15 protein-coding genes and 2 riboswitches are annotated in these 21,305 nt (G+C 69.2%); of the genes, 11 read left to right on the forward strand and 4 right to left on the reverse strand.

The genetic code is table 11. The features are described 5' to 3' along the window. Positions 1-5 precede the first annotated feature (5 nt). A complete protein-coding gene (locus KDB89_RS03825) occupies positions 6-797 on the forward strand; it encodes a hypothetical protein (protein WP_219083543.1) in 792 nt (263 codons plus the stop codon). Between the two features lie 80 nt (positions 798-877). On the opposite strand, the gene KDB89_RS03830 is transcribed toward KDB89_RS03825, so the two are convergent. Then, the gene (locus KDB89_RS03830) at positions 878-1,153 is read right to left on the reverse strand and encodes a DUF1540 domain-containing protein (protein ID WP_219083544.1); all 276 of its coding nucleotides are present in this window, start codon (positions 1,151-1,153) and stop codon (positions 878-880) included. A 222-nt stretch (positions 1,154-1,375) separates the two neighbouring features. Continuing rightward, positions 1,376-4,465 (reverse strand): DUF4430 domain-containing protein, encoded by a 3,090-nt coding sequence (locus KDB89_RS03835; RefSeq protein WP_219083545.1) that lies wholly within the window; start codon positions 4,463-4,465, stop codon positions 1,376-1,378. 140 nt (positions 4,466-4,605) lie between these two features. Continuing rightward, positions 4,606-4,749, reverse strand: a riboswitch (cobalamin riboswitch). Between the two features lie 42 nt (positions 4,750-4,791). Then, a riboswitch (cobalamin riboswitch) is annotated at positions 4,792-4,925 on the forward strand. A gap of 86 nt (positions 4,926-5,011) precedes the next feature. Between KDB89_RS03835 and KDB89_RS03840 the strand changes: the two genes are divergently transcribed. The 4 genes from KDB89_RS03840 to KDB89_RS03855 all read left to right on the forward strand — a co-directional run bounded on the left by KDB89_RS03840 (position 5,012) and on the right by KDB89_RS03855 (position 9,924). Then, on the forward strand, positions 5,012-6,811 hold the full coding sequence (locus tag KDB89_RS03840) for a hypothetical protein (protein WP_219083546.1): 1,800 nt from the start codon (positions 5,012-5,014) through the stop codon (positions 6,809-6,811). 160 nt (positions 6,812-6,971) lie between these two features. Then, entirely contained in the window at positions 6,972-8,477 is a 1,506-nt protein-coding gene (guaB, locus tag KDB89_RS03845; protein ID WP_219084188.1) for an IMP dehydrogenase, read from the forward strand. Between the two features lie 29 nt (positions 8,478-8,506). Next, positions 8,507-9,607: a GuaB3 family IMP dehydrogenase-related protein gene (locus tag KDB89_RS03850; protein ID WP_219083547.1), complete on the forward strand. Its 1,101-nt coding sequence runs from the start codon at positions 8,507-8,509 to the stop codon at positions 9,605-9,607. A gap of 11 nt (positions 9,608-9,618) precedes the next feature. Further along, a complete protein-coding gene (locus KDB89_RS03855) occupies positions 9,619-9,924 on the forward strand; it encodes a chorismate mutase (RefSeq protein WP_219083548.1) in 306 nt (101 codons plus the stop codon). A 3-nt stretch (positions 9,925-9,927) separates the two neighbouring features. On the opposite strand, the gene KDB89_RS03860 is transcribed toward KDB89_RS03855, so the two are convergent. Next, a complete protein-coding gene (locus tag KDB89_RS03860; protein ID WP_219083549.1) occupies positions 9,928-10,290 on the reverse strand; it encodes an META domain-containing protein in 363 nt (120 codons plus the stop codon). A 125-nt stretch (positions 10,291-10,415) separates the two neighbouring features. Between KDB89_RS03860 and KDB89_RS03865 the strand changes: the two genes are divergently transcribed. From KDB89_RS03865 to KDB89_RS03890, 6 genes are all read left to right on the forward strand, one after another. Then, positions 10,416-11,054: a TetR/AcrR family transcriptional regulator gene (locus KDB89_RS03865; RefSeq protein WP_219083550.1), complete on the forward strand. Its 639-nt coding sequence runs from the start codon at positions 10,416-10,418 to the stop codon at positions 11,052-11,054. Beyond that, complete coding sequence (locus KDB89_RS03870; protein WP_219083551.1) at positions 11,051-11,935, forward strand: ABC transporter ATP-binding protein; 885 nt, start codon at positions 11,051-11,053, stop codon at positions 11,933-11,935. Before KDB89_RS03865 ends, KDB89_RS03870 begins: the two co-directional genes overlap by 4 nt. Next, on the forward strand, positions 11,932-13,569 hold the full coding sequence (locus tag KDB89_RS03875) for an ABC transporter permease subunit (RefSeq protein WP_219083552.1): 1,638 nt from the start codon (positions 11,932-11,934) through the stop codon (positions 13,567-13,569). The genes KDB89_RS03870 and KDB89_RS03875 overlap by 4 nt, the downstream gene beginning before the upstream one ends. 401 nt (positions 13,570-13,970) lie before the next feature. Next, a complete protein-coding gene (locus tag KDB89_RS03880) occupies positions 13,971-15,542 on the forward strand; it encodes a DUF222 domain-containing protein (protein ID WP_219083553.1) in 1,572 nt (523 codons plus the stop codon). A gap of 1,158 nt (positions 15,543-16,700) precedes the next feature. Beyond that, positions 16,701-17,102 (forward strand): (deoxy)nucleoside triphosphate pyrophosphohydrolase, encoded by a 402-nt coding sequence (locus KDB89_RS03885; RefSeq protein ID WP_219083554.1) that lies wholly within the window; start codon positions 16,701-16,703, stop codon positions 17,100-17,102. Beyond that, entirely contained in the window at positions 17,093-20,107 is a 3,015-nt protein-coding gene (locus KDB89_RS03890; protein ID WP_219083555.1) for a DEAD/DEAH box helicase, read from the forward strand. Before KDB89_RS03885 ends, KDB89_RS03890 begins: the two co-directional genes overlap by 10 nt. A gap of 229 nt (positions 20,108-20,336) precedes the next feature. On the opposite strand, the gene cysK is transcribed toward KDB89_RS03890, so the two are convergent. After that, complete coding sequence (cysK, locus tag KDB89_RS03895) at positions 20,337-21,266, reverse strand: cysteine synthase A (RefSeq protein WP_219083556.1); 930 nt, start codon at positions 21,264-21,266, stop codon at positions 20,337-20,339. Between the last annotated feature and the right edge of the window lie 39 nt (positions 21,267-21,305).

Raw genomic sequence — 21,305 nt, forward strand, 5'->3', positions numbered from 1 at the left:
GACGCATGACACTGTCGTTCGAGGCGCCGAAGACCGAGGTCGAGGGGCGCGCGGCGTCGCTCGCGCGCAGGCTCGTGGGAGGGGCTGGGGCGGCTTCGCTCGACGCCTACCGCGTCGGTGAGTGTCTCGAGTTCGTCGCGCACGGCATCGCCGAGGATGGCTCCCTGGTCGTCGCCGCGATGCCCGCCGGCACCCTGGCCGCCGCAGCCGACGGCGTCCCGATCGACGTGCGGCTCGACGTGGTGAAGCAGGCCCCGGACCCGGCTGTGTCGATCGTGTCCGCCTCGGCGCACCTGCTCGGGGAACTGGCCTGGGTTCCTGCCTCTGAGGCGGTCCGGGCGGGGCTGCCGGCCTCGGTCGAGGCGATGGCCGATGTCCCCGGCGTCCGGTTCGGCGTCGTCGCCGTGCGCAGGGCCGTGCTGCACGACCTGACCGGCGCGACCGTGATCGACGAGGACCAGCTCTACTACGAGGCCCCCTCCGACATCGACGCCTACGCGGCCTTCGAGAAGGTCGCCGGCCTCGACCAGGGCATGCTCAAGGACCTCTGCTGGGCTGTCATGGTCGACGCGACCCCCGGCCTGGTCATCAGCAAGCCCGCGATGCCCAGTGTGTGCCAGCACATGGCCGACCGCGTGTTCTGCGTCGACGTCGACGACCGCGGGCTGACGATGATGCTGGTGGGGACCGAGGAGACGCTGCTCGTCTACGCAGCCTTCGCCCGCCCCGTAGCCTCGCTGTCGGACCTCGACGAGCGACTCTTCGACCTCATGGGCGCCGCGGTGCTGGCCGCCTGAGGCCGACCCGACGCACAACGACGCGGTGCGCGTGAGCCAGGCTCACGCGCACCGCGCCGTTGTGTCGAGGGACCGCCGGGTCAGCGGACTTCGTAGGTGGCGCAGGTCGCCGTGTCGGTGACCTCGATGCCCTCCGCGGCGCACATCAGATCCTTGTTGTGCGCGCACTCGAGGCGCTGGCAGGCCCCGACCTGGCCGGCCGCGGTCGGGAGACCGCCGCGGGCATCGAGGGTGATGAAGGTGACGCAGGAGGGCTTCTCGCCCCCGGCGATGGTGACGGCGAAGGCGGTGCAGCCATCGGCGTTGTAGGCGCACGAGGTGGTGGCGCAGGCCTTGACGGCGGAAACGGTGCTCATGACGACCTCCTGGGGTGTGACTTATTACCCTTAGCCTAAGCCGGCTCCGGGTCACTCACAAGGGCAGTAAACCTAACCTTACTAGGGGTTTTGCTGGTAGTCTGGAGGAAATGCGCCAGTTCAATGTTGCCTAAATGGGGCTTTCTAAATTCTCGGCTCACGAATGTGACGTGACAAGGCCCCGGACCCGCGGTGAGCGGGCCCGGGGCCTTGTCGGAGGAACTACTTGATCTTCGCCGTGGAGGCGGAGGACTTACCGGCCGTGGCGTAGCCGGCGAGCGACCCCCAGGCCTTGACCTTGATCGTGTGTCCCTTGTCGGCGGCCTTCAGCGTGTAGGTCGACTTCGTCGCCCCGGAGATGGCCTTGCCGCCGCGGTACCACTGGTAGGTGAAGGTCGCCCCGGCCGGCTTCCAGGACCCGGGCTTGGCCGACAGCTTGCTGCCCACCTTGAGCGTCCCGGTGATCGTCGGCGCGACGACGCTGAACTTCCCGGCCACGACCTTGGCCGTCCTGGCCGAGTACGACCACGCGGTGGTGTAGCCGTCCTTCGCGCCGTACACGTGCACGGTCAGGGTCTTGCCGAGGGAGTACTTCGTCAGCGCGAAGGTCGACTTCGTGGCCCCCAAGATCGCCTTCCCGTCGCGGAACCACTGGTAGGTCAGCTTCGTTCCGGTGGTCCAGGTTCCGGGCTTCGCGGTGAGTGTCTTCCCGACCTGGGCGGTGCCGGAGATCGACGCGGCGCCCTTGGTGAGCGTGCCCGCCACGACCTTGGCGGTCTTGTCGGAGTACCGCGACACGGTCGTGTACCCGTCGAGGGAGCCCGTGGTGTGGACGGTGAGAGTCGCCCGCTGGTCGTCGGCCGTCAGGGTGTAGGTCGACTTCGTGGCCCCGGCGATCTCCTGTCCGGACCGGTACCACTGGTAGGAGACGCTCACGCCCGCCGGTTGCCAGGTGCCGGCCGTGGCCGTGAGGGTCTTGCCGACCTGGGCGGTTCCGGAGATGGTCGGCACGGCGGGCTGCAGGTCGCCGGGAGCGACGGCCTCGGTCGGGTCCGACTCGACGGTTGCGGTGGTGTAGCCCTCCTTGGAGCCGGTGACCTTCACCGTGATGGTCTCGCCCTCGTCGGCTGCGGTCAGCGGGTAGGTCGACGACGTCGCGTCGGCGATCTCGTCACCGGAACGCAGCCACTGGTAGGTGAACTCCGCGTCCGACGGGTCGGGCGTGCCGAGGTCGGCGGTCAGGGTCTGGCCGACCTGCGGGGTGCCGGTGATCGTCGGGGTGACGTCCACCTTCGCCAGGGCGATCAGCGTGATGTCGGGCAGCACGGAGTAGTTGCTCCCCAGCGTCGGGGCGGACGTGTTGACGCCGACGCCGGCCCGGGTGATGAACCGGTGGGTGCCGATCGGGGAGCCGAAGTGCTGCTGCGAGATGTACCCGCCGACGAGCGAGAACCCGTCGCCCGCGTCCGCGGGGATGGCGACGGTGAGCTGGTTGGCCGCGGAGAAGGTGAACTGCCCCTTGGCGTCGCCCAGGTAGGAGGCGCCCGTGGCGGGAACGCCGTCGGTGTAGACGCGGCCCGTGTAGGCGGCCTTCGCCCCGTTGAAGTGCGGGTTGTAGATGCCTGCCATCTTCGGGACCGGGATGACGGCGCCGTCGAGGTGGATCGTGACGGTGTCGCCCGGCTCCGGGTCGGCGCCCGGGTCGGTGACGTTGGTGATCACCGGGGTGATGGCCGTCGCTCGGATGGTCTTGTAGGTGACGGAGTCGCCCTTGGCCGCGCGCACGATGTTGGTGCCCTCGTGGAGGGTGAGACGGTAGGAGCCGTCCTCCTCGGTCAGGGTCTGGGTGCCCTCGACATCCGGGTTCCAGGCCGTCACCTCGTCGGGCGACCCGGCGACCTCGACGGTGGCCGTCGCGCTGTCGCCGGTGAAGTACCAGGTGTTCATCTCGCTGTCCCACGGGTCGGTGGACGAGGCCCGCGGGATGGTGATCGCCAGCGAGTCGTCGGCGGGTGCGCCGACGGTGACGGCGACGACGCCGCTGCGCTTGGACGCGCCGTAGCGCGCGCTACCCGCGTCGATCGCGTCGTAGGTGACCTCGACGATCGCCTCGCCGGCCTTCTCGGCCGTGAGGGTGGCCCAGCCGGGGTAGGTCGGGTCGGGCTCGATGGAGACGACGTCCTCGCCGGAGACCACGGTGTAGTGGTAGTCAGGTTCGATCATGTAGTTGCTGACCACGTCGCTGACGATCTGCCAGGGTGCGCGGAAGCTGGCCAGCGGGAACGTGTCCCCGACGCCGAGCTGCAGGTCATTGTCGCCGTTGACGTTCAGCAGGACGGCGGCGTCGTCGATGGTGCCGTAGGTCCCGGTGCTTCCCGTGTCGGACGGGTCGCCGTCGGGGAAGGTGATGTTGACGTCGTTGAGGTTCTTGATCCAGTTGGCCTGGGTGATTCTTCCGGGCTGGGTGACCCGGTAGGTGACCGTGCCGTTGGTCGTCGGCACCTGGAAGCGGTGCGTGGTGGTGCCGTCGCCGTTGTCCGTGGCGTAGGCCTCGTCGATAACGGTCTGGGCGTAGTTCTTGTTCTGCCTCAGCAGGGTGACGGTGGCGTCACTGGGGGCGGTCAGCCCGAAGTTCGACGCCGGGACGGTGGTGAGCGCCGTGATCGAGTCGGTGACCTGTGCCTGCGTGGCCGTCGGGTTGACGGCGACGGTGCGGGCGGCGGTGCGCTCGGCGGCGGTGGCCGTCGACGAGGGAGCGTCGACGATCGTGCGGATCAGCTCGGTCTTGTCGACCTGGTCGAAGTAGGGCGGAGAGCCCCAGCAGGCGTCTGCCAGCCCCAGGTCGCAGCCGTAGCCGTACAGCGTGAACTGCCAGCGGATGACCTGCCCGTCGGTGACGGTGAAGGCCCCGGCGCCGACGTCGGCGGTGGTGTTGTCGACGGTGTACATCCAGCCGGACATGCCGTTGAAGTCGAACGCCCCCAGGGAGCCGTCGCCGTTGGAGGCGCCGAGCTCGAAGCCGTCCTGCTCGGTGATGTAGGAGGGGACCGTCGGGGTGAAGGAGTCGTCGACGCCGATCGTCTGGAGGTAGAAGCCGGAGTCGGTGGCCGTGCCGCCGTATTCCGCGTCGATGTCCGCCGCCTCCAGGGCATCGAGGGTGGCCTCTGCGGCCGTGGCGCCGTCGGCGACGGTGACCTTGACGGGCTCGACGAAGTAGCCCTGCCCAAGGTTGTAGCCCTCGACCGTGACGTAGACGCTGACGTCGTCGGCGGCCCAGGAATAGGCGGGGGCGATGCCCAGGAGCAGCGCCACCGCGGCCAGCATTGACCAGATCGTCCTCGATCTGTGCCGGGAACCTGCGGCCCGGTGTGTGTCCAACATGGTTGACAGTGCCTCTCCCGCGGTATGCACGGAGGCGGCTGCCTGCCCGTTGCGGATCCGCGACAACGAAAAAGGTGAAGAGAATGCGGCCAGGCATTCCGACTTCGCCAGTTGGCGTCACGGCTGCGGGTCAGTGCCGGATTCACACCGGCTTCCCCTGGGGCGCACCCAGAGCGGTTGCTCACACGCAACCTAACAGAGCCGTCCGCTGTTGCGCATCCCCCAGTTTCCGCCGCGCAGTTTGCGTGGATCGGCTCCGGCAAGGGGAAGCGGGTGTTATGTTGTGCGTAGTCAGGAGAGGGAAAGCCGGTGTGAATCCGGCGCTGACCCGCAACCGTGAGGACGTCGAGGCGTCCGAGCCGGACCACCTGTCCCGACGTTTCCGCCAAGTACTACATCCGTCGCGGACTGCGGATGGGCCAGCGCTCCTCTCGCGCCGCCTGCACGCGCAGCCTCGTGACTGAGAGGTTTCGCCCCATGTCTTTCATCAGACGATTGTTCCTGCCACTGCTCACGGCGGTGGCGGTTCTCTTCGGTTCCGTCCTCGTCGCGGCCCCCGCCCGTGCCGACGAGGTCATCTCCGACCAGGCCTCCATCACCAAGGCTGCCGACTGGATCGCCCAGCAGTGGGCCGACGGCACCTACACGACCGGCGACGCCGGCCTGCTGGCCGACGGCATCATGGCGCTGGCCTCCGCCCGCCAGCACCACGACACGATGGAGGAGATGGTCGCAGGCCTGGAGCAGGTCGGCCCCACCTACGTCATCAATCGCGCCGACGCCCTGGCCAAGGTCATCCTGACGGCCGACATCGCCGGCGTCGAGGACCCGGCCCACTTCTTCGGCCCCGACCGTGACCTCGTCCAGGAGCTCATCGACTACGTCAACGCCAAGAAGGCCCCGCAGGCCTGGGGCGGCTACCTGGCGACCATCGCCCTGTCCAGGCTCGGCAGGCTCGACGACGTGTCGGATGAGGGCATGACCTACCTCATGTCCCGAATGATCATCACCAAGGACGGCGGCTTCGGCTGGTACGCGGCCGCACCCACCGGCGACCCGGACTACACCGGCATCGGCATCTCGGCCATGCTCCTGCTCAGCCGGGACGACGAGGTGGCTGCCAGGTACCGCGAGGAGGCCGCGACGAAGCTGGCCAGCGGCATCGCCTGGACCGAGAACGCCGCCAACCGGTTCACGAACGACGACGGCGACTACTTCTGGATGGCGAGCTTCGGCGGCGCCGACGGCGCCTCGTCGAACTCGACCGGCATGGTCGCCTCCGCGCTGGCCGAGGCCGGCGTGAACATCGAGTCGCCGAAGCGGGCGATGAAGAAGGAGCAGGCCGCCACCGACTCGGGCGCGGCCTGGTCCAACACCCGCATGGGCACCCGCGACGACATCCGCGCCACCGTGCAGGCCATCTTCGCCATCACCGGCGCCGGGTACGCCACGGCGGACTGGGACGATTACAAGCGGGACATCACCGTCGGCACGGCGGAGATCTCCGGCACCGCGAAGGTGGGGGAGAAGCTCACCGTCACGTCCACCGGCTGGGAGCCTGCCGACGTCACGCTGTCCTACGCCTGGTTCCGCGACGGCGCGCAGCTGCCCGGCATCGACACGGCCAGCTACACCGTTTCCAAGTACAACATCGGCAAGAAGATGACCGTGAAGGTCACCGCGTCCGCCGACGGCTACGCCGATGCGAGCGTCACGACGGCCCCGACGGCAACCGTCGTCGGGATGACCCTGAAGACGGCCAAGCCGACCATCTCCGGCACCCGGCAGGTGGGGCACACCCTGACCGCCAAGGCGGGGTCCTGGACCTCGGGCACGAAGCTGAGCTACCAGTGGTACCGGGACGGCAAGAAGCTGACGGGCTACACGAAGTCGACGTTCGCGCTGACGCAGTACTCGCTGGGCAAGACGCTGACGGTGCAGGTGATCGGCACGAAGGACGGCTACGAGAGCGCGTCGGTGACCTCCGCCAAGACGGCGAAGGTGAAGGCCGGGACGCTGAAGTCGGCCACGCCGAAGATCTCGGGCACGACCAAGGTCGGCAGCAAGCTGACTGCCAAGGCGGGGTCCTGGACCTCGGGCACGAAGCTGAGCTACCAGTGGTACCGCGACGGCAAGAAGCTGAATGGCTACACCAAGTCGACCTTCACGCTCACGAAGTACTCGAAGGGCAAGAAGCTCTCGGTGCACGTGACGGGGAAGAAGGCCGGGTACACGACGGTGACCACCCACTCCGCGAGGACCGCCGCGGTGAAGTAGGTGTGCACCTGACGCGACGGCCCGGGACGTGCTTCCCGGGCCGTCGCGCCGTCCAGGGAGGAGTCGCCGGGGCGGGCGGTGGTTAGGGTCGACGCTGTGGCGGGGGTAGGATTTGGGGCAACGATTCCCCCGAGCGAGAGGCGCTTTTGTGCAAGACGAGCTGACCGGATCCGGGGTTCCCGCCCCGTTCGCCGCGCTGGGTCTCACGTTTGACGACGTGCTGTTGCAGCCGAACCAGTCGGACATCATCCCGTCCCATGTCGATACCGGCACCCAGTTCACCAGGCGCATCCGGCTGAACGTCCCCCTGCTGTCCGCCGCCATGGACACTGTCACCGAGTCGCGGATGGCCATCTCCATGGCCCGCGAGGGCGGCATCGGCATCCTGCACCGCAACCTTTCGATTGCCGACCAGGCACACATGGTCGACCAGGTGAAGCGCTCGGAGGCCGGCATGGTCACCGAGCCCATCACCGTGGCCCCCGAGGCGACGCTGAAGGAGGTCGACGACCTCTGCGCGACCTACCGGATCTCCGGCGCCCCCGTGGTCGACCCCGACGGCATCCTGGTGGGCATCATCACGAACCGCGACATGCGCTTCGAGGACGACCCCACCCGCCGCGTCAGCGAGGTCATGACCCGCATGCCGCTCGTCACGGCCCCTGTCGGGGTGTCGAAGGACGGCGCGCTTGCGCTGATGGCAGAGCACAAGATCGAGAAGCTGCCGATCGTCGACGGGACAGGCCGACTGACCGGCCTGATCACCCTGAAGGACTTCGTCAAGGCCGACAAGTACCCCGACGCCGCCAAGGACGACCAGGGTCGCCTCCGCGTCGGCGCCGCCGTCGGGTTCTTCGGCGACTCGTGGGAGCGCGCCATGGCGCTCGTCGAGGCCGGCGTCGACGCCATCATCGTCGACACGGCCCACGGCCACAGCACCGGCGTCGTCGAGATGATCAAGCGCCTCAAGGCGGAGCCCTCCGTGCGGGACGTCGACATCGTCGGCGGCAACGTCGCCACCTACGCGGGCGCGCGGGCGCTCGTCGAAGCGGGAGTGGACGGAGTCAAGGTGGGCGTCGGCCCCGGCTCCATCTGCACCACCCGGGTCGTCGCGGGCGTGGGCGTGCCGCAGGTCACCGCGATCTACGACGCGGCACGCGCCTGCCGCCCGGCCGGCGTGCCGGTCATCGGCGACGGCGGCCTCCAGTACTCCGGCGACATAGCCAAGGCGATCGTCGCCGGCGCCTCGACCGTCATGCTCGGCTCGCTGCTGGCCGGCTGCGAGGAGAGCCCGGGCGAGCTGGTGTTCATCAACGGCAAGCAGTTCAAGAGCTACCGCGGCATGGGCTCGCTCGGTGCCATGGCCGCCCGCGGCCGGAAGCCCTCCTATTCCAAGGACCGCTACTGGCAGGGCGACGTCACCAGCGACGACAAGCTCATCCCCGAAGGTATCGAGGGACAGGTCGCGTACCGCGGCCCGCTCGGCGCCGTCGCCTACCAGCTGGTCGGCGGCCTGCGTCAGTCCATGTTCTACTCGGGTGCCGCCACCATCGCCGAGCTTCAGGAGCGTGGCCGTTTCGTCCGCATCACCGCCTCCGGGCTGCGCGAGTCGCACCCGCACGACATCCAGCTGACCGCCGAAGCCCCCAACTACTGGTCGCGCTGAGCCGCGCGACCCAGAGACAGGACACCCACATGTACGAGCTCGGACGCAGCAAGCGGGCCAGCCACGCCTACTCCTTCGACGACGTCGCCATCGCGCCCGCGCGCCGCACCCGCGGTGAGGACGAGGTCGACCTGACGTGGAAGATCGACGCGGTCTCGTTCGATGTGCCGATCGTCGCGGCCCCGATGGACTCGGTCATGTCACCGTCGACGGCCATCGAGATGGGCCGCCTCGGTGGCCTGGGCGTCCTCAACCTCGAGGGGCTCTGGACCCGGTACGAGGACCCTCAGCCGGCGTATGAGCTGCTGACGCAGGACTGTGACCAGGTCACGGCCACCAAGCGGCTGCAGGAGATCTACGCCGAGCCGGTCAAGCCGGAGCTGATCCGCGACCGCCTCGCCGAGCTGCGCCAGGCCGACGTGCCCGTAGCCGGGTCGCTGTCTCCCGCCCGCACGCAGGAGTTCGCGCCGATCCTGGAGAAGGCCGGCATGGACTTCTTCGTGATCCGCGGCACCACGGTCTCCGCCGAGCATGTCGGCGGCGACAACGCCCTGAACCTCAAGGAGTTCATCTACAACTTCGACACCCCGGTGCTGGTCGGCGGAGTGGCCACCTACCGCGCGGCCCTGCACCTGATGCGCGCGGGTGCTGCTGGCGTGCTCGTCGGCTTCGGGGGCGGCACCACGCACACCACCAGCGCCGTGCTGGGCATCGAGGTCCCCATGGCCTCGGCCGTCGCCGACGTCGCCGAGGCCCGTCGTGACTACCTCGAGGAGTCGGGCGGCCGCTACGCCCACATCATCGCGGACGGCGCCACCGGACGCTCCGGCGCCATCGCCAAGGCCATCGCCTGCGGCGCGGACGCGGTCATGGTCGGCTCGCCGCTGGCCAGGGCCACCGAGGCCCCGGGCCGCGGGTGGCACTGGGGATCCGACTCCTACCACCCGCGCCTGCCGCGCGGCCAGCGCTCGTTCTTCGAGCAGGTCGGCACGCTCGAGGAGGTCGTGCTCGGCCCGTCGCGCGTCCCGGACGGCACCATGAATCTGGCCGGCGCCCTGCGCAAGTCCATGGCGCTGACCGGCTACACGGACATCAAGAGCTTCCAGCGGATCGACCTGATCCTCCACTGACAGGAGCCCCGATGGACGAGGCACAGGCCAGGGCCGAGCTGCAGAGGCTGCGCGGCAGCATCGACAACATGGACTCCGCGCTCATCCACCTGCTGGCTGAGCGGTTCAAGGTGACGCAGCGGGTCGGCGAGCTCAAGGCGGGCGCCGGGCTGCCGGCAGCGGACACGGGCCGGGAGGCGCAGCAGATCGCGCGGCTGCGCGCGCTCGCGGCCGAGGCCGACCTGGATCCGGAGTTCGCCGAGAAGTTCATCACGTTCATCGTGCGCGAGGTGGTCCGCCACCACGAGCAGATCGCGAAGGGGCACCCGGGCCAGTAGGGCTCAGCCGGCCTTCGCCAGAGTCCCGATCTCGGTGCCGGAGCTGTCGAAGACGGTCATCGTGGCGTCGTCGACGGTGGCCGTCGACATGGTCGAGAGCCAGGTGTCGACGTCCTCGCAGTACATCTGGGTGGCCGCGACCTCGCCGAAGGTCACCGTCTGCTTGTCCTCCGACCATGTCCCGGTGAGTCGGTTGCAGCCGTCGGTTCCCGTGAGCGTGCCGTTGCCCGCGAGTTCGAGCTGCGGAGTGCCGTCGCTGCCCTCACCCCAGGTACCCTCCGCGGCGCTGCCCGCGGCGCATGAGAAGAGCAGCGCGATCGCCATGGCGGCCGCGAATGCGGCTCCCGCTGCTGTCGTCCCTGACATGGTGTCACCTCCGCCTCCCGACCACGCCGTCGGGATGAGGCCCACAATAGGGCGGCGTCGTTCAGTAGTCGACAGCTTTCTCCGTCGCTATTGCACGAATGTATAGCAGGTTATACGATCGTGTAATGGGTGAGGATCTGACGGCCCGCGCAAGGCTGCGCGACGCGGCGATCGAGCTGCTGGCCGACGGCGGAGCCGCCGCGGTCAGCGCGCGGTCCGTCGCCGAGCGCGCCGGCGTCACGTCGGGCCTCATCCGGCACCACTTCGGCTCGATGGCGGGCCTGCTGGACGCCTGCGACGACCACGTCGCCGCCATCATCCGGGACCGCAAGGGGGAGGGGATGGCGCAGGGCCTCGGGTTCGACTCGGTCGCTGCGCTCCGGGACGCCGGCAACCAGACCGTCATGGCGTACCTCGCCCGCAGGATCCCCGACGACGCCCCGGCTATCGCCCAGCTGGTGGACCAGATCGTCGACGACGCCGTCGGCTACCTGCGCGTCGGGCAGGAGAGCGGGCTGGTCACCGCGACCGACGACGATCGCGGCCGGGCCGCGATCCTCACGATGTTCTCGCTCGGGTCGCTCACGATGCACCGGCACCTCGCCCGCCACTTCGGCATCGACATCACGTCCGCCGACCTCGTCGCCCAGCCCGGCTATCCACGCTACCTGCTCGCCATGGTCGACGCGCTCGGCGCGGTGATCGAACCGGGCGCCCTCGAGACCTACCGCACCGCCATCGCCCAGCTGAGGGAGAAGCCATGAACCCCATCGTCACGCAGGCCATGACCAAGCACTACGGGAAGTTCCCCGCGCTGGTCGACCTCGATCTCGAGGTCCGCCCGGGGGAGGTCTTCGGGTTCCTCGGGCCCAACGGCGCCGGCAAGTCCACCGCGATCCGGTGCCTGCTGGGCGAGCTGAACCTGACCTCCGGCTCGGCGCAGGTGCTGGGCGCGGCGCCGCGCGGCGTCGCTCACCGGGCGAGGCTCGGGTACGTGCCCGCGGACCTCAATCTGTGGCCCGGCATGACCGGGAGGCAGACGCTGCGCTTCTTCGCGCGGCTCCGCGGCGGCGTCGACCGGGCCTACGCCGACTCCCTGGCCGAGCGCCTCGGAGCCGACCTCGACAAGAAGGTGGGCGACCTGTCGACGGGCAACCGGCAGAAGGTCGGCCTGATCGCCGCGTTCATGCACCGTCCCGACCTGCTGATCCTCGACGAGCCGAACGCGGGCCTCGACCCGCTCGTGCAGCACGAGTTCTGGGCCATGATGCGCGAGGCCGCCGACGAGGGACGGTCGGTGTTCCTGTCGAGCCACACCCTCTCGGAGGTCGAGCGGGTGGCGGACCGCGTCGGCATCATCCGGAAGGGGCATCTGATCGCCGTCGAGGAGGTCGCCGAGCTGCGCAGCAAGCGCATGCGCCGCGTGGAGCTCGACGTCGACGGGGAGTTGAGCGCGGCGGAGTTGGCGGCCGTGCCCGGCACGCGCGACATCAGCGTGCTGCCCGGCAGGGCGACGCTGGACTTTGACGGGGAGATCTCTCAGCTGCTCGCCGTCGTGACCGCGAAGGCCCACCTCCGCGACCTGCACACGCAGGAGGCGGACCTCGAGGACATCTTCCTCACCTACTACAAGGACGAGTCGTGAACGCCGCGGTGCTCGGTCGGGGGCTGACCGAGGGCTGGCGCGGCATGCTCATCACCGCGGGGTCCGTCGCGGCGATGCTCGCCCTGGCCCTGTGGATGTACCAGGACATCGACCTCGGGATCTACCAGGCGATGCCGGAGGCCATCCGTGCCGTCATGGGCATCCCGGCGGACGCCGACGCGTCGATGATGGCGTACAACGAGATGCTCGGCGCCATCGGAGGGCTGGCGTTCACCGGCGTCGCGATCGCCATCGGGGCACGCGCCGTCGCGGGCGAGGAGGCGGACCGGACGCTGTCCGTGGTGCTGTCGGCGCCCGTGTCGCGCGCGGCCTTCGCGGCTTCGAAGGCCGTGGCGATGTTCGCCGTGATCCTCGTGGCCGGCACCCTGATCTACGGTCTGGCGGAACTCGCTCCCGTCCTGGTCGGCGTGGACAAGGGCGAGGCCCATGTGCTGGCCGTCATGATCCACCTCACCGCCTGCGGGGCCTTCCACGGCGCGCTGGCCTTCGCGATCGGTGCGGCCACGGGGCGGCGCTCTGTCGCCTCGGGAGTCGCGGCCTTCGTGATGGCCGCGGGCTGGCTGGGGAACGGGCTGCTGCCGATGTGGCGCGAGGGCGCCGCCGACTGGATCCCGTGGACCTGGTTCAACGGGTCGAAGCCGCTGGTGAACGGTGTCGACGGGGGGCACCTGGCCCTGCTGCTCGGCGGCGCCGTCCTGTTGGTGGTGCTCGGCGCCCTGGTCTTCGCCCGGCGCGAGCTGAGGCTGCAGCAGTCCGGCGGGGCGCTGCTGTCCCGCCTGCAGGCCAACCCGATGGTCGCCAAGGTGCTGGCCCCGACGGCCGCGGGGTCGTCGTTCTTCGGCATCGCGATGGCGTCGCAGGCCGTGCTGCTGTCGTACGTCGTGCTGATCCTGGTGCTGCTCGGAGTCTCGATGCCGGCGATGTGGAACGTGCTCGAGGACACCATGGCGGCGTTCGCGCAGTCTTTCCCCGAGTCGATGGGGGCGCTGTTCGGGGGCGGCGACCTGACGTCGCCCGGTGGCTTCCTGCACATGGAGATCTTCGGCCTGATGGCCCCGATCTGCGTGATCCTGGTGGCGGTCGCCGCAGCCTCCGGCGGGCTCGCGGGCGAGGAGGGTGCCCGACGGCTGGCGCTGCTGCTGGCCGCGCCGATGAGGCGGGCCGGGGTCTACGCCACCGTAGCCACCGTGATGATGGTCAAGTCGGCCATCGTCGCCGCCACGTTCTTCCTCGGCATGTGGGGCGGCCTCGCGCTGGCGCGCATCGACGGGGTGCGGCTCGGTGACCTGGCCTGGGCCTGCGTCCTTCTGATGCTGCTGGGCTGGTGCTTCGGTGCGCTGGCGCTCGCCCTCGGCGGGGCGACGGGCCGGTCGAAGGTCGCAGTCTGGGGATCGACCGCCGTCGGCGTCGTCACCTACTTCGCATACACGATGCTGCTGGCGGTGGGGAAGGAGAACCACGGCTGGTTCTCGCCGTTCCGTGCGTATCTCTACGGCCCGCCCCTGCAGGAGGGCATCGTCTGGTGGCAGCCGGTGTGGCTGGTCGCCGCGACCGCGGTCCTGCTCGCCGTCGGCCTGCCGCTGTTCCTCCGCCGCGACCTCCGCCTGAACTGACGCGCCCGGTCCCCTGAGCCCATCCCAATTCCCTGAGCCCACCCTGGTTCCCTGAGCTTGTCGAAGGGCCCTGAGCTTGCCCCGGTTCCCTGAGCTTGTCGACGGGCCTGAGCCCACCCCGGTTCCCTGAGCTTGTCGAAGGGCCCTGAGCGAAGCGAAGGGGAGATCCGATCCCCCGAGTCCCACCCCGGCTCCCCCTTTCCGGCACAAAGATGCCTATCCCGGGGCCGCTGCAACATGGCAACAGCGGCACCGATATACGCATCGTTGTGCACGAGATCGAGCTGGCCACGGGAAGGCCACGGCCGACGACCCTGTCGCTCCACTCAGGATGAACAGCCCTGTGGATAATTCAGACGGGCGTGCGAAAACTGTCGGTGGCGGGTCGTAGCGTGGGTGTCATGGAAACCAGGCGACGCGACGATTCCCGGCAGGCGACCCACCGCCTCCGCGCCGGTGTCGCCCTGCGTCGCCGTGGCGAGGCCGAGGAGTTGGAGGCCATCTGCGACCTGGCCCTGGCCTACCGCCTGGATGAGGCGGACCTGTTGGATTACGGGACCGAGGTCTATCGGGACCGTGACACGAAACTGCCGGAGAAGCTGGTCCGTCCGGGTGGGGAGGGAACCCCATCGGTGTCGGAGTTCCTGGCGATGGAGGTCGCGGCGTTGCTGCGGTGTTCGCAGACCGCGGCGATCGAGAGGATCGTCTCCGCGCTGAATCTGAGGTATCGGCATCCGATGTTGTTCGAGGCTGTGATCAACGGGGAGGTCGAACGTTGGCTCGCCGCGAGGGCGGCCTGGTTGTGTCGGGATCTGGATCCGCTGCAGGCCGAGACGGTCACGGCCCGCTGGCTGCCGAGGCAGTACGGCCTGGTCCCCAGCGCCGCGCTGGGGGAGCTGAAGAAACTGATCATCCGCGCCGACGCGGCCGCCGCGCGGGCACGGGAGGCGGAGGCCCGGACCCGGCGCGGGGTGTGGCTGCGTGACGAGGAACCCGGCGTCACGTCGATCGGCGGCCGGCTCGATGTGTTGGATGGCAGGATCGTCGACGAACGCCTCCACCAGATCTCCGAGCGGTTGAAGGCCCGATACCCCGGGCTGGGCCACTCCGCCCGCCGCGCGAAGGCACTCTCCCTGGCCATGAACCCGGACCTCCTACTCACACTCCTCGAAGCCGACCAGCCCGCCCTCGGCATCGACCTCGACAGCGGCCTCGAGTGCCGGGGTATCGACAGCAACAGGCCGGGCGGCGACCTCAACCGCTCGGAGAGCGACCACGACACTCCGGTCATCGCGCCGCTGCCGGGTGAGCCGCCCGACGAGGACGGGGCGCCGTTCCCGGATGAGCCGCCCGACGAGGACGGGGCGCCGTTACCGGATGAGCCACCCGACGAGGACGAGGCGCCGTTCCCGGACGAGTTGCCCGAGATCGAACCCCCATCTCCTCCCGGACCAGATCCCTTCGCTTCGCTCAAGGCACTTCGACAGGCATGTGCTGAGCCCCGTCGAAGTGCTCGGCGACCCGACCAGTCCCCTGAGCCGCGATCCCGGTTTTCTGAGCCGCCTTCCCGGTTCCCTGAGCTCGTCGAAGGGCGCCGAGCGGAGCGAGGCGAGACACGGGACACGTCGCGACCCGACCGGTTCCCTGAGCCGACCCGGTTAGCCGAGCCGCCTTCCCGGTTCCCTGAGCTCGTCGAAGGGCACCGAGCGCAGCGAGGCGAAGACCCACCACCCCACACGGCCCGCCTGGACGGGGGCGGGACAGAACCCAGTCCACATGCCCGGCGGCCCGATACCCCACCGCCGCCCACACCTGCGCCGTTGCCGAGGGTAGAGAGATCGTCGTGCACATCACCGCGGACGCGGACGGAAACCTGGACCCGGTCGCATCGGTCGAACGCGCCGACACCCTCACCACCACCCTGCTCGGCGAGTTGCTCGGCGACGGGTACCGCAACGGGGAGATCAGCGTGAAGGTCCAGCCCGTCATCGACCTGAACAACATCCCCGCCGCGGACGGGTACCGGCCGACGCGGCGGATGCGCAAAGCGTTGCGGCTGCTGCGACCCACGGAGGCGTTCCCGTTCTCCACCCGCACCCGCCGCCTGGACATCGACCACAACACCACCTACCAGCCCGGCCGACCCGGCCAGACCCGCCTGGACAACCTCGCCCAGCTCTGCCGCCGCGTGCACCGCGGCAAGACCAAGGGCGCCTGGGTACTGAACCAGATCGCACCCGGCCACTTCCGCTGGACCAGCCCCCTGGGCTACGTCTACGAAGTCACCAGCGGCGGCACCTGGCTGGAATGCACCCCCGACCTCGGCCCACACCTCAGCCCCGTCGACAAGACCATCCAGGACTGGTGCGACACCATCGCCGACGCCACCCACCTCGCCCGCCGCGGCTGACAACACTCCCTGGGGCTCCCGCCGCTCCGTGCGACGGACTCCCTTCGCTTCGCTCAGGGCACCTCGACAGGCTCGGCGAACCGTACCAGGCACCTCGACAGGCTCGGCGAGCCGGACCGGGCACCTCGACAGGCTCGGCGAACCGTACGAGGCACCTCGACAGGCTCGGCGAGCCGGACCGGGCACCTCGACAGGCTCGGCGAACCGGACCAGGCACCTCGACAGGCTCGGCGAACCGTACCAGGCACCTCGACAGGCTCGGCGACCCGTAGCACGCACCTCGAAGGGCCCGAACTGAGGCCGTCGAAGTGCTCGGCGACCCCAGCGGTTCCCTGAGCTCGTCGAAGGGCCCTGAGCGAAGCGAAGGGAATCAATCTCCCCAGGCTTCTCCCTTCGCTGCGCTCAGGGCGTTTGCGACGGGCTCGAACCGGTCACCTGACCTGTGCCCTTTCCCGCACAACGATGCCTATACGGGGGCCGCTGCAACATGGGAACAGCAGCCCCGACATACGCATCGTTGTGCACCGGGACCGAGCTGGGACCCTTCGCTGCGCTCAGGGCACCTCGACGGGGCCTGTGCTGAGCCTGTCGAAGTGTTCGGCGACCCGAGATGGCCACCTCGACCGGCCCCACGGGCCCGGCGCGAGACCATGGCCGGGCAGCCCCGTTGCCGCGTCTGCCCGGACCGCTAACCTGGTCGTCGAGCAGGACAGGAGCGCGCATGAAGCGGATCACGGTGGTGGGTGCAGTGCTGGTTCGCGACGGCCGCATCCTTGCCGCCCAGCGAGGCGAGGGGATGTCGCTCGCCGGGTGCTGGGAGTTTCCGGGCGGAAAGATCGAACCCGGCGAGACGCCGCAGGAGACGCTGCGACGCGAGATCGTCGAGGAGTTGGGCTGTCGGATCGAGATCGGTGAACTTGTCGCCCGCACCGAGCACGCCTACGACTTCGGCCTCGTGGACCTCTCCACGTACTGGTGCCGCCTGATCGCCGGCGAACCAGCCTTGACCGAGCATGCGGCCATCGTCTGGGCCGACGCCGAGGAACTCGCGGCTCTCGAGTGGGCACCGGCTGACGTCGAGTCAGTGGAGACGATCCTCGCCGAGCGCGAGCGATGGAGCTGACCTCCACCGCGGTCGGCCGAGACACACTCTTCGGCTTCCTCGACGCCGACGCACCGTCACCCCGGCAGTTTCAGCCTCGCCTCATCGTCAACGAGGACGGCGACACGATGCTGCGCGCGATCCTGCACGAGCTCCGGCGATCGACCAGCTTCGTGTTCTCCGTCGCCTTCGTCACCCCGGGAGCCGTGGCGACCCTCAAACAGGCGCTGCTGGACTACGCCGGCCGCGGCACGATCATCACGTCGACCTACCTCGGCTTCAACTCCCCGCAGGCCTTCGAGGAACTCGCGGCCCTCCCCGGCGTCGACGTCCTGCTCCTCGACGACCCAGCCGAGGCGTTCCACGCGAAGGGCTACCTGTTCCGTCAGCCCACGGGCACGGCCGCCATCATCGGCAGTTCCAACCTGACCGAGAGCGCGCTGCAGCGCAACCACGAGTGGAACCTCCGCTTCTCCGCGCTCGACGGCGGGAACATCGTCCATCAGCTGGAGGCTGTGGTGGCCCGGCAGGTCGCCCGCGCCCGCACACTGGATCAGGACTGGATCGACGCCTACCGCCGCGTCTGGGTGCGGCCCGTCACGCACGGCGCACCCCAGCTGATCGGCCCGGCCGGTGCGACTCGCGCCAGCGAGCAGGTCCTTCCCAACGCGATGCAGGTGGAGGCGCTCGAGCAGATCGACCTGCTGCGCTCGGCGGGGGAGCGGCGCGCGGTCGTGATCTCGGCCACTGGCACCGGCAAGACGATCCTCGCCGCTCTCGACGTGCGCCGCGCGGCCCCGCGACGGATGCTGTTCGTCGTCCACCGCGAGCAGATCCTGGACAAGGCGATCTCCGAGTTCAAGCGCGTCCTGAACGCACCCGACGAGGACTTCGGGAAGTGGACCGGCGGGGTCAGACAGGACAACCGTCGTTACGTCTTCGCGACGATCCAGACGATCAGCCGGGCGGACAACCTGGGAACCATCTCCCCAGACGCCTTCGACTACGTCCTCATCGACGAGGTGCACAAAGCCGGCGCCCGGACCTACCGTCGAGTGATCGACCACCTCAGCCCGGACTTCCTGCTGGGCATGACCGCGACCCCGGAGCGGACCGACGGATTCGACATCTTCGAGCTGTTCGACCACAACGTCGCCTACGAGATCCGGCTCCAGAAGGCACTCGAGGCCGACATGCTCGCGCCCTTCCATTACTACGGAGTCACGGACTACGTCGACGCCAACGGAGAGGTCATCGACGACGCCAGCCGGCTCGGCCAGCTCGTCGCCCCGGAACGGGTCGACCACCTTCTGCGCGCGGTCGACACCTACGCTCGTCGGGGCGAGCCGATCCATGGCCTCGTGTTCTGCTCCGGGAAGGACGAGGCACACGAGCTCTCGCGTCTCCTCAACGCCCGGACCCTGCGCGGCGCCCCGCTCCGCACACGCGCGCTCACCGGAGACGACAGGCCGGAGGTGCGGGAAGCGGCGGTGGAACAGCTTGAACGGGGCGAGCTCGACTACCTCCTGACGGTCGACATCTTCAACGAGGGCATCGACATCCCGAAGATCAACCAGGTGGTCATGCTCCGCCAGACGTCCTCCAGCATCGTCTTCACCCAGCAGCTCGGCCGCGGGCTGCGCCGCGCTGCGGGCAAGGACTACCTCGTCGTCATCGACTTCATCGGCAACTACACCAACAACTTCCTCATCCCCATCGCGCTGTTCGGGGACACGAGCCTCAACAAGGACTCGGTGCGCCGGGCGCTGATCGACGCACGGGAGGCGGGATCGATCGCCGGGCTCTCCAGCGTCAGCTTCGACGAGATCTCCCGGGAACGTGTGTTCCGGGCCCTCGACGTGGCGAAGCTCGACTCGCTGGCCAACCTCAAGGCGGCCTACACCGAGATGGCCAGCCGGGTCGGTGCCCGCCCGCGCCTGATCGACTTCGCCCGCTTCGACACGGTCGACGCCACCGTGCTGGCCAACCGGGAGAAGACCTACTGGCGCTTCCTCCGGAAGATCAGGAAGGCGGACGCGCCGTCCGAGCGAGCCGACCGGCTGCTCAGGCTACTGACCTACCTGATCCTCGACGGCAAGAGGCCGCACGAGCTCGTGATCCTGCAGGCGCTGCTGGACCGTGGCGAGCAGACCAGGTCCGACGTCGTCGGCGAGTTGTCTTTGCGTGGTTGCTCCCATGACGACGCGGTGGTCGATGCGAGCCTCCGAGTGCTGGATCGCAGTTTCCTGCCCGCGAAGGTCCACGACGACTACCTCCCGGTTGTCGAGGTCTCCGGCGATCGCATCGGCCTCTCTGCGGAGTTCCGGCACGAGTGGGACGTCGACGTCGACTTCCGCGGACACGTGGAGGACCTGGTGGAGACCGGCCTGTACCTGGCCCGCCACCGCCACGACTGGTCGGCCGGCTTCCGCGTGGGCGAGCGGTACTCACGCCGCGACGCCTGCCGGCTGTTGAACTGGGCCAGCGACCAGACCTCCACCGTGTACGGCTACAAGGTGGATCGCGCGACGGCAACCTGCCCGATCTTCGTGACCTACCACAAGTCCGACGAGGTGGGAGCGACCGTCGCGTACGAGGACGAGCTGCTCGACGAGGCCACCATGCGGTGGTTCACCCGCAGCCGACGGACGCTGGCCAGCGACGAAGTCCGGGCCATCACCAGTAACAGCGTCGCCATCCATGTCTTCGTCAAGCGCGACGATGCCGAGGGCACCGACTTCGTCTACCTCGGCAGGGCGCGGTCGCAGTCTCCCGAGCAGGAGCAGATGCCCGACGGCAACGGCGGAGCAGTGTCGGTCGTGACGATGCAGCTGAGGCTTGAGCGTCCCGTCCCCCGGTCGCTGTTCGACTATCTGACGGTGGGGGCTGTCGCCACGCCGGAACCTCTGCCGACGTCAGATATCGCCTGGCCCGAACAAGGCCCGGTGCCAGGGGCGGATGTCGTCCATGGGGACGAACAGGAACTGCTGCTGCCGTTCGATCTGGCGGCGGAGCTCAAAGATTGACGGTGTCCCGGAGCGCCCAACGCCACCGTGAACTGCACACGCCACCCTTGTCGACACATGCCACCGCCATGGCGGTGGCATGTGTCGACAAGGGAAGCGTCCGTCGAGAAGGGTGGCGTCGGTCAGTAAGGGTGGCGTCTGCGTGTGTGGGGTGCCGGTCGGGGCGGTGGCCCGGATAACGACGAACGGGGCCCGGCGTGGTTGCCGGACCCCGTTCGCGGGACTCAGATCACTTGTCGAGCAGACCCTCGAAGAGGACGGTGGACAGGTAGCGCTCGCCGAAGTCGGCGGTGATGGCCACGATGGTCTTGCCGGCGTTCTCGGGGCGGGCGGCGATCTCGGCCGCGGCGGAGAGGGCGGCGCCCGACGAGATGCCCACCAGCAGGCCCTCCTCGGTGGCGGCCTTGCGGGCGAACTCGACGGCCTGGTCGATGTTGCGGGGGAGGACCTCGTCGATCACGGAGCGGTCGAGGATCTCGGGGATGAAGTTGGCGCCGATGCCCTGGATCTTGTGCGGGCCGGGCTGGCCGCCGGACAGGATCGGCGACTCGGCGGGCTCGACGGCGACGATCTGGACCTCGGGCTTGCGCTCCTTGAGGACCTGGCCGACGCCGGAGATGGTGCCGCCGGTGCCGACGCCCGCGACGAGGATGTCGATCGTGCCATCGGTGTCGTTCCAGATCTCCTCGGCGGTGGTCCTGCGGTGGATCTCCACGTTGGCCTGGTTGGCGAACTGGCGGGCCAGCACGCCGCCGCGCTCCTTGGCGATCTCCTCGGCCTTCTCGACCGCGCCACGCATGCCGCCGGGGCCGGGGGTGAGCACGAGCTCGGCGCCGAACGCGCGCAGCAGCGCGCGACGCTCCAGAGACATGGTCTCGGGCATCGTCAGGACGACGTTGTAGCCACGCGCGGCGCCGACCATGGCGAGCGCGATGCCGGTGTTGCCGGAGGTGCCCTCGACGATGGTGCCGCCCGGCTTCAGCTCGCCGGAGGCCTCTGCGGCATCGACGATGGCGACGCCGAGGCGGTCCTTCACGGAGTTGGCGGGGTTGTAGAACTCCAGCTTGGCGGCGACGGTCGCGTTGTCGCCGGCGATGCGGTTCAGCTTGACAAGGGGGGTGCGGCCGATCAGCGCCGTCACATCCGGGTAAATGCTCATGTCAGCGCCAACCCGCCTGACAGGGCCGTTTATTCCCGA

This window comes from Tessaracoccus palaemonis (genome assembly GCF_019316905.1).
In the GTDB taxonomy this organism is placed as follows: domain Bacteria; phylum Actinomycetota; class Actinomycetes; order Propionibacteriales; family Propionibacteriaceae; genus Arachnia; species Arachnia palaemonis.

Excerpts from the sequence above, each read along its gene's own strand:
- KDB89_RS03825 (WP_219083543.1), top strand. The coding sequence starts at position 6 with ATGACACTGTCGTTCGAGGCGCCGAAGACCGAGGTCGAGGGGCGCGCG.
- KDB89_RS03830 (WP_219083544.1), bottom strand. The coding sequence starts at position 1,153 with ATGAGCACCGTTTCCGCCGTCAAGGCCTGCGCCACCACCTCGTGCGCC.
- KDB89_RS03840 (WP_219083546.1), top strand. The coding sequence starts at position 5,012 with ATGTCTTTCATCAGACGATTGTTCCTGCCACTGCTCACGGCGGTGGCG.
- KDB89_RS03850 (WP_219083547.1), top strand. The coding sequence starts at position 8,507 with ATGTACGAGCTCGGACGCAGCAAGCGGGCCAGCCACGCCTACTCCTTC.
- KDB89_RS03855 (WP_219083548.1), top strand. The coding sequence starts at position 9,619 with ATGGACGAGGCACAGGCCAGGGCCGAGCTGCAGAGGCTGCGCGGCAGC.
- KDB89_RS03860 (WP_219083549.1), bottom strand. The coding sequence starts at position 10,290 with ATGTCAGGGACGACAGCAGCGGGAGCCGCATTCGCGGCCGCCATGGCG.
- KDB89_RS03865 (WP_219083550.1), top strand. The coding sequence starts at position 10,416 with ATGGGTGAGGATCTGACGGCCCGCGCAAGGCTGCGCGACGCGGCGATC.
- KDB89_RS03870 (WP_219083551.1), top strand. The coding sequence starts at position 11,051 with ATGAACCCCATCGTCACGCAGGCCATGACCAAGCACTACGGGAAGTTC.
- KDB89_RS03880 (WP_219083553.1), top strand. The coding sequence starts at position 13,971 with ATGGAAACCAGGCGACGCGACGATTCCCGGCAGGCGACCCACCGCCTC.
- KDB89_RS03885 (WP_219083554.1), top strand. The coding sequence starts at position 16,701 with ATGAAGCGGATCACGGTGGTGGGTGCAGTGCTGGTTCGCGACGGCCGC.
- KDB89_RS03890 (WP_219083555.1), top strand. The coding sequence starts at position 17,093 with ATGGAGCTGACCTCCACCGCGGTCGGCCGAGACACACTCTTCGGCTTC.
- cysK (WP_219083556.1), bottom strand. The coding sequence starts at position 21,266 with ATGAGCATTTACCCGGATGTGACGGCGCTGATCGGCCGCACCCCCCTT.